The following is a 12,545-nucleotide window of genomic DNA, read 5'->3' on the forward strand; positions in this document are numbered from 1 at the left end:
GAATTGATTAAAGTTTAGACAAGGGGACAAGACTTCAGGGGACAAGGTCAAAATTTCTATCAGAACCTTCTTAACTACTTAACTACTTGACTTCTTAACTACTTGACTCCTAAAAAAACGAGTTGGCAAAAGGACCTTCCCTTTACCAACTCGCCAACCTTATCACTTATAAATCTCTTTCTTTCCTGCCAGCAACGTATTGCGCATCAACGAAATAATCGTCATTGGACCAACCCCGCCAGGAACAGGAGTTATATAAGAACATTTCGGAGCCACCTCGTCGAACTTCACATCTCCCGAAAGACGGAAACCACTCTTACGTGTAGCGTCCGGAACTCTTGTTGTTCCAACATCAACAATCACTGCACCTTCTTTAACCATATCTGCTGTTACAAATCCCGGAACACCAAGAGCAGCAATTATTATATCAGCCTGAAGGCACATTTCCTTAAGATTCTTTGAACGGCTGTGACATACAGTCACTGTGCAGTCACCAGGATAAGCCTTCTGCATCATAAGCGTAGCCATAGGCTTACCCACGATATTGCTTCTACCAAGAACAACACAATGTTTTCCCTGTGTTTCAATATTGTTGCGTTTCAGCAACTCAAGTATTCCAGCAGGAGTTGCAGACACAAAACATGGCAAACCAATAGACATTCTTCCAACATTTATAGGATGGAAACCGTCAACATCCTTGCGATAATCTATAGCCTCAATAACTTTCTGCTCCGAAATATGCTTTGGCAAAGGCAGCTGAACGATGAAACCGTCAACATCCGGATCATTATTCAACTCATCAACCTTGGCAAGAAGCTCCTCTTCCGTAACATCTGCCTCATATCTGATCAGCGTTGATTTAAAACCTATCTCCTCACAAGTCTTAACCTTGCTTGCCACATAGGTTTCGCTGCCACCATCGTGACCCACCAATATCGCTGCCAAATGTGGAATCTTTCCACCTTCTGCCTTTATACGGGCAACTTCTTCGGCCATTTCCGCCTTCATCTGTGCGGATGTTGCCTTTCCGTCTAATAATTTATATGGTTCCATGATCTTAGGTTTTTAAGTTCTTGATAAAATTAAAGTTGACGAGGAAACGAGTTGACAAGTTGACGAGGAAGGGAATCCACCTTGTCAACTTGTATTAGAAGCCTTGTTCCCTATTATTACTTTCTGAACATCGGCAACTTAGGCAATCCCTTACCCGACTTCATTGAAGTAAGCATCTTCATCATCTTACGGGTTTCGTCGAACTGCTTGATAAGTTTGTTCACCTCCTGGATTGAAGTACCACTACCTTTCGCAATACGCTGACGGCGAGAACCGTTCAGAATTGCTGGATTAGTTCTTTCCTCCGGAGTCATTGAATATATGATAGCCTCAATGCTCTTGAAGGCATTGTCGTCGATATCAACATTTTTCAAAGCTTTGCCAACACCAGGAATCATAGATGCAAGCTCTTTCAAGTTACCCATCTTCTTTATCTGCTGAATCTGAGTAATAAAGTCATTGAAGTCAAACTGGTTTTTGGCAATCTTCTTCTGCAGGCGTTTTGCTTCTTCTTCGTCATACTGCTCCTGGGCACGTTCAACCAACGAAACGATATCACCCATACCCAAAATACGGTCTGCCATACGTTCAGGATGGAAAACATCCAATGCATCCATCTTCTCGCCAGTACCCACAAACTTGATAGGTTTGTTTACGACTGTGCGGATTGACAAGGCAGCACCACCACGAGTATCACCGTCCAACTTAGTAAGAACAACACCGTCAAAATCCAATCTGTCGTTGAATTCCTTTGCCGTATTCACTGCATCCTGACCTGTCATCGCATCCACCACGAACAGAGTTTCGTTCGGATTAATAGCAGCCTTTATTGCAGTTATTTCGTTCATCATCTGCTCGTCGATAGCAAGACGTCCGGCAGTATCGACAATTACCAGGTCATTACCCTTAGCCTTCGCTTCCTTTATCGCATTAAGAGCAATTTCAACCGGATTCTTGTTGCCCTCTTCCAAATATACAGGAACACCTATCTGCTCAGCAAGAATACGCAACTGCTCGATAGCAGCAGGACGATAAACGTCGCAGGCAACAAGCAGCGGCTTCTTGTTCTTCTTTGTCTTCAGCATATTGGCAAGCTTTCCTGTAAATGTAGTCTTACCGGAACCCTGCAAACCAGACATCAAAACAACCGCAGGTTTTCCCTCAAGATTAAGTTCAGTTGCTGTGCCACCCATCAGCTGTGCCAACTCATCGTGCACAATCTTCACCATCAACTGGCTAGGCTTAACAGAAGTAAGCACATTCTGTCCAAGCGCCTTTTCCTTCACCGTGTCGGTAAAGCTCTTGGCAACTTTATAGTTAACATCGGCATCCAACAATGCACGACGCACATCTTTCAATGTTTCCGCTACATTAATCTCGGTGATTTTACCCTCACCTTTCAACAATTTGAACGAGCGTTCTAAGCGTTCGCTAAGATTATCAAACATAATTCTATATATATTTTATTATTTCCTTTTTTCTTGAAAGGTGCAAATATAATTCATTTACTCAACTTTCGCAAGCTCAATTTCGAGATAACAAGTTGACAAGAAGATAAGTTAACAAGAGTTGTTGGCTGGTTGACGGGGAATTACCTCAATAAACACAGAGAGCATGGAGTTAACAGCTTTGAAGGAGCGACACTGATAACTCCTACAGTTTGTCAGTTATAAGACCGGGATCCATCTGCAGCTTAGAGAAAGCAAACATTTTCTTACCCAAATCTTTCAGCGAAGCTCCGATATGGTACACTTCCTTATCATCAACTATAAGGAAACGGTCATGGCTGTTCCTGTAGGTTCTGATATTGATTGGAGGATACTGGTCATTATGCTTCTCAAGGTCAAGCTGTAGCTACGATGTAATCTTCTGCGTATATATAGTGGCAGATACACCGGGATTTCGCTTGCTCAGCATAAGTAACACAGATTCATCAACATAGTTATCTATCAGAAGAAGGGATTTTCTGGCAGACCTGATAAGATCTGTCGCAAACTTGTAGGCATCGAATATTTGTCCGTCAAAGAAGATTCCTTCAACCGGAGGCAGTGAGGTACGGACAAAGAAGTCTATCTTTTTCGAATGCTCATAGAGAGTTTCCTTTATTTCAGCAAGCTCTTTTCCCATGTCATTAAGCCGTTGATTGACGGAATAGCCTTTTAAAAGATAATCTTTTAATACACTGTTCGCCCATTGCCTGAACTGTGTACCTCTGATGCTCTTTACTCTATATCCTACAGAAATAATTACATCTAAACTGAAATACTTTACAGGCTTATCGGAATTTGCAATGTGCAAAAATTGCACATTGCTTTTTTCTTCCAGTTCTTTTTCTTTAAATACATTGTTTATATGTTTTGTTATAACAGTTCTATCACGTTCAAATAGTTCTGCAATCTGAGCTTGCGTAAGCCATACTGTTTCATTTTCCATAAGTACCTCCAGCTTGACCGTTTCATCTGGCTGATACAATACTATTTCTCCTTTTTCCATTTTATTGAAGATTTATTCTAAATATTCCATACACTGGGGTAGTTATCTCGAAATTACATCCGTAACCAATCTTGTCTTGACCGGCAAGGGCACGGCTAATACAGTAAAGTCCACGCTCATAAATAAGGATGGTTGCAAAAGCACTAAGTCCACAAACGGACTGTTAAATACACCTTGTTTCATAGAAAGATTTTTTTAATGGTTACTTAGCAAGTTTAGGAAAATAATTTGATAATAACAAGTCATTTAAATACAAAGGGCATAGAGTCACAGAGTTTTTTATTATCTACTGATAACTCCTACAGTTTGTCAATTATAAGACCGGGATCTATCTGCAGCTTAGAGAAAGCGAACATTTTCTTACCCAAATCTTTCAGCGAAGCTCCAATATGATACACTTCCTTATCGTCAACTATAAGGAAACGGTCATGGCTGTTCCTGTAGGTTCTGATATTGATTGGCGGATACTGGTCATTATGCTTCTCAAGGTCAAGCTGTAGCTGCGATGTAATCTTCTGCGTATATATAGTGGCAAATACACCGGGATTTCGCTTGCTCAGCATAAGTAACACAGATTCATCAACATAGTTATCTATCAGAAGAAGGGATTTTCTGGCAGACCTGATAAGATCTGTCGCAAACTTGTAGGCATCGAATATTTGTCCGTCAAAGAAGATTCCTTCAACCGGAGGCAGTGAGGTACGGACAAAGAAGTCTATCTTTTCTGAATGTAAGGCTACTGTTTTCTCCAACTCTGAAAGACGTTGGTTTATGGAATATCCTTTTAATAGATATTCTTTCAACACACTAGTCGCCCACCTCCTGAAAAGCGTTGCGTTTCTACTGTTTACGCGATATCCTACAGACAGAATAGCATCAAGATTGTAATACTTTGTAGTGTATTTTTGTTTTCCATCATTACCCATATGTTCCAAAATGGAACATGTGCTATCTACATCAAGTTCACCACTGTTGTAGATGTTATTAAGATGCTTGGTAATGGCAGGTCGTTTTGTTCCGAATAGGCTAGCTATCTGTTCTTGTGTTAACCAAACTGTTTCATTCTCCATGCGCACTTCAAGTCTGATCGCTTCATCAGGTTGGTATAATATTATTTCTCCTTGTTCCATTTTGTTGAGAATTTATTCTGAATATCCATACACTGGGGTAGTTATCTCGAAATTACATCCGTAGCCAATCTTATCTAGACTGGCTATAGCACGGCAAATATCGTAAAGTCCACACTCTTAAATACAAAGGGCATGGAGTCACTGAGTTTTTTATTATCTACTGATAACTCCTACAGTTTGTCAATTATAAGACCGGGATCTATCTGCAGCTTAGAGAAAGCAAACATTTTCTTACCCAAATCTTTCAGCGAAGCTCCGATATGATACACTTCCTTATCATCAACTATAAGGAAACGGTCATGGCTGTTCCTGTAGGTTCTGATATTGATTGGCGGATACTGGTCATTATGCTTCTCAAGGTCAAGCTGCAGCTGTGGTGTAATCTTCTGCATATATATAGTGGCAGATACACCGGGATTTCGCTTGCTCAGCATAAGTAACACAGATTCATCAACATAGTTGTCTATCAGAAGAAGGGATTTTCTGGCAGACCTAATAAGATCCATTGCAAACTTGTAGGCATCGAATATTTGTCCATCAAAGAAGATACCTTCAACCGGAGGCAGTGAGGTACGGACAAAGAAGTCTATCTTTTCAGAATGTCCGGCAAGAGTTTTCTCTATTTGGGAAAACCTGTTATCTATTCTCTGCTCGATGTCATGTAATCGCTGATTGACGGAATAACCTTTTAAAAGATAATCTTTCAATACAGTATTTGACCACCTCCGAAACAGAACTCCTCTGTAACTTTTTACCCTATATCCTACAGACAAAATTAAATCAAGATTATAATATTCAACTTGTCGAGTAACATATCTATCACCCTCTTTTTGAACTGTCGCAAATTTTGCGACACTTGCCATATCTTTCAATTCTTCTTTTAAGGCATTATTAATAATATGTTTACCGATTGTTTTTATATCACGGTCAAACAACTCGGATAATTGTTGACGATTTAGCCAAACGGTTTCATTTTCCATTCGCACCTCCAACCTAGTTGTTTCATCCGGCTGGTATAGTATTATTTCTCCTTGTTCCATTTTGTTGAAAATTTATTCTGAATATCCATACACTGGGGTAGTTATCTCGAAATTACAACCGTAGCCAATCTTATCTAGACTGGCTATAGCACGGCAAATATCGTAAAGTCCACACTCTTAAATACAAAGGGCATAGAGTCACAGAGTTTTTTATTATCTACTGATAACTCCTACAGTTTGTCAGTTATAAGACCGGGATCCATCTGTAGCTTAGAGAAAGCAAACATTTTCTTACCCAAATCTTTCAGCGAAGCTCCGATATGATACACTTCCTTATCGTCAACTATAAGGAAACGGTCATGGCTGTTCCTATAGGTTCTGACATTGATTGGCGGATACTGGTCATTATGCTTCTCAAGGTCAAGCTGCAGCTGTGGTGTAATCTTCTGCGTATATATAGTGGCATACACTCCAGGATTTCGCTTGCTCAACATAAGCAACACAGATTCATCAACATAGTTGTCTATCAGAAGAAGGGAGTTTCTGGCAGACCTGATAAGATCTGTCGCAAACTTGTAGGCATCGAATATTTGTCCGTCAAAGAAGATTCCTTCAACCGGAGGCAGTGAGGTACGGACAAAGAAGTCTATCTTTTCTGAATGTAAGGCTACTGTTTTCTCCAACTCTGAAAGACGTTGGTTTATGGAATATCCTTTTAATAGATATTCCTTCAGTACGCTGTTCGCCCATATTCTAAATTGTGTACCCCTGAAACTCTTAACTCTATATCCCACTGAGATAATAACATCTAGATTGTAAAAGTTAGTACGGTATTTTTTGCCATCTGAAGCAGTTGTCAAGGAATTCTTGACAACTGAATCTTTAACTAACTCTTTCTCTTTGAATATGTTATTAATATGCAAACTTATATTCTGTTTTGTAGAACAGAACAATTCAACCATTTGTGCCTGCGTAAGCCATACTGTTTCATCTTCCATCCTAACCTCCAGCTTGACGGTCTCATCCGGCTGATACAATACTATTTCTCCTTGTTCCATTTTGTTGAAGATTTGTTCTGAATATTCCATACACGTAGAGTAGTTATCTCGAAATTCCATCCGTAGCCAATATTGTCCTGACCGGCTCCGGCACGGCTATTATAGTAAAGTCCACGCTCATAAATAAGGCTGGTTGTAAAAACACTAGGTCAACAAACGGACTGATAAATATACTTTGTTTCATAGAAAGGCTCTTTTAATGGTTACTTTGCAAGTTTAAGGAATTAATTTGATAACAACAAATTATTTAAACACAGAGACACTGAGACACAGAGTTTTTACTTCTCTGTGACTCAGTGTCTCCCTGTTTCACCTCGTCAACTGACGTATTACAATCTTACTTTTACAATATCCTCGCCTACCCTCACCACGTAGATTCCTTCTGCAAGATTACGGAATTCACGCTGTCCGGCAACCTTATCTGCAGCAACCACAGAGCCGGTCATAGAGATAATCTGAACATCCATCAATGATGGAGTTGAGACTATTATCGCACCATTCTGAGTATATACTTTCACTTCCTGAGCCTCTACTTTTTCATTGCTTACAGGCCAGATACCGTCGCCAGATACCTTAACATAGATATCTGTATATACGCTGCGAATCTGATAATAACCGCTTACTTCATCCAATTTCAATTCTTTCCATTCTCCGAAGCGTCCACGTCTGTAATATACTGTAGGTTCGCAATCTTCATAACCTTCTTCTTTTTCCAAAGACAAGGTGAATGAGCCGCCGTCCGGTGTGCGCTTCTTGTCGTAGCGGGACACAAGTTTAGCACCAGTGCTTTCCGTGATATGAAGGTCGTGATAGGTGATTATCACAGGGGGATTCCTGACTTTCACTTTGCAGGTAGCTTTCATATCTCCTGCCGTGGCAGTAATAATGGCATCGCCCACACTCATGGCGGTGACTTTGCCGTTATCTACCGTAGCGACATTGGGATTGCTGCTTTCCCAAGTCACATTTTTGTTGGTGGCATTATCGGGCTCTACCGTAGCGTTCAGGGTTGCACTTTCGCCGGTATAAAGTGACAGTTCGGTCTTGTCCAACTTCACGTCGGTGACAGAAACGGACTTGATGGTCAGTTTATATTCCTTGCTGTCGCTACCGGCGGTGTTTTCAGCCTTTACGGTAAGGATCGAAGTGCCCGCCGCAGTCGGGGTACCGGAGATCGTGCCATTTTCCAGCGTTAACCCTTTGGGCAGGGCACCGTTGGTGACGCTCCAACTTGTAGGATTATTGTCCGCCGCAAGGGTCTGGTTGTATGCTGCGTTCACCGTGCCTTCGTTCAGGCTTTCTGTGGTGATCTTGGGCGGCGCATTAGTAATGTTTCCCGTCAGGGTGCCGCCTTCTTCGGTGGTCACGGTGCCGTTGTTGATCAAAGTTGTTTCCTCCGGCACGGTCAGGCTGGCGTCCTTTCCGATAGTCAGGCTCTCGCCCTCACAAATGGTGATGTTCTCCTGTAAGGTCACATCGCCGTACACGGTGCCTTTCGTGCCGTCAAAGACGATGCCGCCGGTACTATCGCTACCTGTTCCGTACTGAACCCCAGTAGAAGAATCACTTGTAATTCCACCGGCACTGCCGTTGGCCCGCACGATGGCGTTGTTGCTGACGGTGACTGTGGGCGAGCTGCCGCCGGTTTCGCCGGTGCCACGGAGGCGAATTCCCGAAACATTGTTTGACTGTGCTGTAGCGATCAGACCGCCACCATTCACGGTGAGTGTTGAGTTTTCACTACTATTGCTCTCTACGGTAACGACATTGCTATAGGAACTTGTGGCTGTGACCTTTGCGTTCTCGATGCTCAGGGCAGCATTACCGCCTATGCTGATAACCTGGATTGTTGGATAATTTGAGTTGACAACCAAGGTGCCGTTGCCCGTGATGTTCAAGGCGGTATTGCCCCCTGAGAAACGAACACGAATCCCTGTGCTGACTCCTTCGATCTTATTGTTGCCCTCTAGCTGGACGGTCAACCCTGCATCCCCGCTTTGATTGATCACGCCAATGGCCGCTCCGGCAATATTACTAAGGGGGAGGTCGCTAGCATACAATTCTTTTTTGATGGTTGCTTTGCACAGAGTCAGCGTACTGCCGTCCCACTTGATGTTGTAGTTGTCGGTAGTTGCACCTTCCGTTATCACTTCGCCGTTTCCGTTTGTTGTGGCGTAAACGATACCGTCAGAACTTCCGGTAAGCGCCACGCCTCCCACATAAACGGTATTCGTCTCCGCCGCCAGCACCGTAACAGGCAGCATCATCATCAGGATTAATAAAGTAAAGATTTTCTTCATATACTATTCAATTTTTATTATTTGTCCAAGAAAAAATTTCATACATTAAAAAGGGAAAGATTTTCAAAAATATCATTCACACGAATCTCGTAAGCACAAGGTCTTCTTACAATTAAGTTATCAGATGGTAAGAAAAAACGGTCGTTTGTTTTTACCAAGGTTATCCTCTTCATTTACCACAAATCTAAAAAACTTTTTAATAGTTAAAGTGCTAATTCTGAAATTTTTTCAAAAAAACATTTTTTGTCGATTTCCCCCTCTTTAGGGTGGTAAAAAAAACGACCGTTTTTTCTTACCACCCAAGGGAGTAAAATCAGATATTTCCATAATAGTTTTTCAAGAAAAACACTGCGATGTTCCGAAAAAAACACTACCATGTTCCGCCGGAAACATTGCGACGTTTTTTACAATAAGTACCGACGTTTTTCAGCTAAAAAAGGCATATTCCGAAGCGGCAAAACCGCCGAAACCGCCAAAACCGCCTATACCGCCGATTTAGGTACGACCAGCTCTTTGCCCATATCTGTTTTCTGATAACAACCATGTGACACTCTGTCGATTAGGCGATGTTTCTGACAACGCCGGAGCATTTTTTCGATACGTGAGGCGGAGATACCTTCGGCGGCTGCCTTGTCCAGGGCTTCCTTGCATGTGAAAGATACAGGAAGTTTTACAAAAACCCCAAGCAAATCATCAGGCAATGTGTAGCGCAGCGACTCGTCGGTACGGGGCAGTGATGTGGCAACGAAATATGAATGGCGCAGGCATACTTTTGTGATGCTCAGTGCCGTTTCAAAATCACGGTCGTCCACACAAAGCTCGTTCATCTCCCATCCTGCCTCATACTTGCGTATGGCGGTCAGAATCATACACATTCGGAAGAGCGACACCTGGGCGCGGAGCATCGTGCTGTTGCGTCCGGAGTGGTCGAATGCGATATTTTTGGTATATTCCTTGCTGCCAAAAGCATTGAGTATCGCACGCTGGCGTGGCGTGAAACGCACCCGGGTGCGTGATTTGGCAAGGAATTCGGCAATGCTGAGAACAAGGTCGGCACGGCTGTCCATCGATTCCACAATGTCGTGACGGTCGTCATCGTCGGTCAATGGGATATAATGGTCCGCCTGCCTCAGGCGATACACCAACAGACGTGGGTATGTGCCGTTTTCAACATCAGGAACAAATTTGCGGAGCATTCCCGGGGTGCCGGTAACAACGAAACTCATTTTCGGCTCTTTCACTATCTGGTTCCCGCGGGTGATGGTGTGGTTGCTGAGTGTTTCGTGATGGAATGTCTTGTTGATTGTGTCGTTATACATTCCATATTCCGAAGAGTTCAGCTTTATCACCGTTTCCAGCTCGGTTTCGAAAAACAGCGTGGTGAAAGGAGCATTCACCGAAAGCATCTCCTCCATCTTTGCCGAAGTGACATAGCCGGAAAGATTCAATTCTTTCTGGAAAACCTCACGAGGGGGCTGCATTGTGAACTTTGCCGTACCGGATGTATTCTGGATAAGCTGCTTGCGGTGTTGCTGGCGAAGGCATTCATAATCCTCAAGGCGGGAATTATAATCATCCACCTCCCTCTTCGATCCGTCATAAATCTTTGCCTGGTATTTCTCCACTATCTTATGGAGCGACGCTATCGAACCCTTGCCGCTGGCTGACTCGCCGATGATGGAAACATAGAGGGTAGGATAATAAACCGAATCGCGCATCACGCCGTAAACATCAGGCATAACGGAGCCTAATAGTGTAAAAACCGTAAGCAGGGATATGTCATCCAATGCCGGAGAGGCACGCTGCGGAAGGAGTTTTTTAACACTCCCCGGAAGCTCCTCATAGACGGACTTCGGGAAAGTCTCCAAAAATAGCTCACTTTCCTCAATATCAACCTCTTTCGCTTCATCATCCCCGGTGTTGTTTCCATTGCGGGACGTATTGGCGGTTTTGGCGGTTTCGGCGGTTTTGTTATATTCCTTTCTTGCCAAATCCTTCCTGTTTTTCCCGAAATCCGCCCTACCCTTATTGTATATTCCGCGGATTGCATTTTCGATTTCTTTCTCCCCGAAATCCGGTTCGGCATAGCGGCGGACGCACTCGCTAATCGCATCGTCCATATCGAAGCCGGCATTCACCAGGCAGCCGACAAGGGATGTCAGCTGCGTGTGGCGGCTGCCGCTAGTCATGGTGATTGAGGCGGCGTCGAGATAGCGGGAGATGTCGGTTGTCAAGGTGCGGTTGTCTGAACTGTTGTTTTTCTGATCTTTGGTTAAAGTGTGGGGTAAGTGTAGGATGCTGGCGTTGGGATTGTAATAAGCCTCCGCGTCGTGACTGAGAAACATCACGCGCGAGAGGTCCTTGCATGCGGGGTCGATTTCCTCGCCTAGGGCGGCGGTGATTATCTTTGCCACATGCTTATACACTTCCGTGTGATTGGCAAGGCATACGTCTGCCCTGACAATTACATGAACACCCTCGCCACGGACGCTGACCGTGGCAAGCAATACGTAAGGAAGTTGCGACGCGCGGCGAACCACCTCACGGGCGGGTGTTTTGCAATGGTCGATGTCGAACATCAGGCAGCCCGTGTGCGATTCGGCATTCTGACCTACACGACCGCCGCTGAATACGGCATGGGGCAATATTCCACCCAACCGCCGCTTTGCGGCATCTACTTCTTCCTTTTTGTTCTCCCCGGCTTGCAGCTGCCGGATATACTCCGTCTGCTGCCGGAGACTTCCTCCGGTTATAAGGTTGTACACTTCGCCGGACGTCATGCTCCGGCAACCGGTTTTTTCATAAATGTTTTTAACATAAATGAATCTGTTTTCCACTGGTTTGACTTGATTTTTCATTACTGATAATTTATATTAAAGTGAGTTCGACGAATTCTGAACTATCTATCAAGGCTGAAAGCCTTGTCAAATCAGGCAAATGCCTGATTTGTATAGCCCAGGGCGTGAGCCCTGGGTAAAAGCGACACTCTCCGTTCCATTGGATTACAAATACACCCCAAATAACCAACGGATTGCAAATCCGTTGGAACAGAACATTGTGTCGCCCCTTCAGGGCTTTTGTTTATTATGTGTCTGTGACCCAGGGCTCACGCCCTGGGCTATAAAAAAGGCTTTCAGCCTTAATTACGTCCTCCTCTTCTTTAAACCCCTTGTCAAATTATCCCCTCCTCTCACGGCTCCCCAAAATGGTCTATAAGAATCTTAACCTGTTTCGGCGTATAATACTTGTTGAACTGCCTGTATCCGGCTTCGGCAAGGCGTTCTTTCAGTCCGGGTGCAAGGTTTATCCATCTCCGCATTGTTTTGTATGCCGCAGTAGGGGGTTGATGTGGGAAATAGAGCATGGCGAATTCGCTCACTCCATAACTTTTGATTAATTTATTTTCCATGATATTATTGTTTTTTGTTTTCTTAAAAATAAGGATAATTTATTAAATATCAAAATTTTAAGTAAATAAAATCAGGTTTTTATTTCAATATTTAGACATGAAGTGTATGGGGTAGTAATTGC

10 protein-coding genes and 2 pseudogenes are annotated in these 12,545 nt (G+C 43.4%); 1 reads left to right on the forward strand and 11 read right to left on the reverse strand.

The genetic code is table 11. The features are described 5' to 3' along the window. Nucleotides 1–162: 162 nt before the first annotated feature. From folD to ACYIAR_RS04235, 10 genes and pseudogenes are all read right to left on the reverse strand, one after another. A complete protein-coding gene (gene folD, locus ACYIAR_RS04190) occupies nt 163–1,053 on the reverse strand; it encodes a bifunctional methylenetetrahydrofolate dehydrogenase/methenyltetrahydrofolate cyclohydrolase FolD (protein WP_480332281.1) in 891 nt (296 codons plus the stop codon). Between the two features lie 116 nt (nt 1,054–1,169). After that, nucleotides 1,170–2,501, reverse strand: a complete 1,332-nt coding sequence (ffh, locus tag ACYIAR_RS04195) for a signal recognition particle protein (RefSeq protein WP_480332282.1) — start codon at nt 2,499–2,501, stop codon at nt 1,170–1,172. Nucleotides 2,502–2,706: 205 nt separating this feature from the next. Next, a pseudogene (locus ACYIAR_RS04200) lies at nt 2,707–3,546 on the reverse strand (virulence RhuM family protein). A 299-nt stretch (nt 3,547–3,845) separates the two neighbouring features. Beyond that, the gene (locus ACYIAR_RS04205; RefSeq protein ID WP_480332283.1) at nt 3,846–4,676 is read right to left on the reverse strand and encodes a virulence RhuM family protein; all 831 of its coding nucleotides are present in this window, start codon (nt 4,674–4,676) and stop codon (nt 3,846–3,848) included. Between the two features lie 170 nt (nt 4,677–4,846). Beyond that, on the reverse strand, nt 4,847–5,716 hold the full coding sequence (locus tag ACYIAR_RS04210) for a virulence RhuM family protein (RefSeq protein WP_480332284.1): 870 nt from the start codon (nt 5,714–5,716) through the stop codon (nt 4,847–4,849). A 170-nt stretch (nt 5,717–5,886) separates the two neighbouring features. Beyond that, nucleotides 5,887–6,714, reverse strand: a complete 828-nt coding sequence (locus ACYIAR_RS04215; protein ID WP_480332285.1) for a virulence RhuM family protein — start codon at nt 6,712–6,714, stop codon at nt 5,887–5,889. A gap of 43 nt (nt 6,715–6,757) precedes the next feature. Further along, nucleotides 6,758–6,898: a hypothetical protein gene (locus ACYIAR_RS04220; protein WP_480332286.1), complete on the reverse strand. Its 141-nt coding sequence runs from the start codon at nt 6,896–6,898 to the stop codon at nt 6,758–6,760. Nucleotides 6,899–7,043: 145 nt separating this feature from the next. Continuing rightward, the gene (locus ACYIAR_RS04225; RefSeq protein WP_480332287.1) at nt 7,044–9,014 is read right to left on the reverse strand and encodes an Ig-like domain-containing protein; all 1,971 of its coding nucleotides are present in this window, start codon (nt 9,012–9,014) and stop codon (nt 7,044–7,046) included. Nucleotides 9,015–9,496: 482 nt separating this feature from the next. Then, the gene (locus ACYIAR_RS04230; RefSeq protein WP_480333550.1) at nt 9,497–11,134 is read right to left on the reverse strand and encodes a DUF3987 domain-containing protein; all 1,638 of its coding nucleotides are present in this window, start codon (nt 11,132–11,134) and stop codon (nt 9,497–9,499) included. A gap of 252 nt (nt 11,135–11,386) precedes the next feature. Continuing rightward, nucleotides 11,387–11,671, reverse strand: a pseudogene (locus ACYIAR_RS04235) (BT4734/BF3469 family protein); the annotation flags it as partial. Here ACYIAR_RS04235 and ACYIAR_RS04240 point away from each other — a divergent pair. After that, nucleotides 11,576–11,878, forward strand: coding sequence for a hypothetical protein (locus ACYIAR_RS04240; RefSeq protein ID WP_480333693.1), 303 nt, complete (start codon nt 11,576–11,578; stop codon nt 11,876–11,878). The pseudogene ACYIAR_RS04235 and the gene ACYIAR_RS04240 overlap by 96 nt on opposite strands. A 326-nt stretch (nt 11,879–12,204) precedes the next feature. Here the strand turns inward: ACYIAR_RS04240 and ACYIAR_RS04245 are convergent, their stop codons facing one another. Further along, nucleotides 12,205–12,423 carry a DUF4248 domain-containing protein gene (locus ACYIAR_RS04245; RefSeq protein ID WP_480332288.1) on the reverse strand — a complete coding sequence of 73 codons (219 nt, stop codon included), beginning with the start codon at nt 12,421–12,423 and terminating at the stop codon, nt 12,205–12,207. Between the last annotated feature and the right edge of the window lie 122 nt (nt 12,424–12,545).

The organism is Parabacteroides sp. KHUB-01, assembly GCF_056640935.1.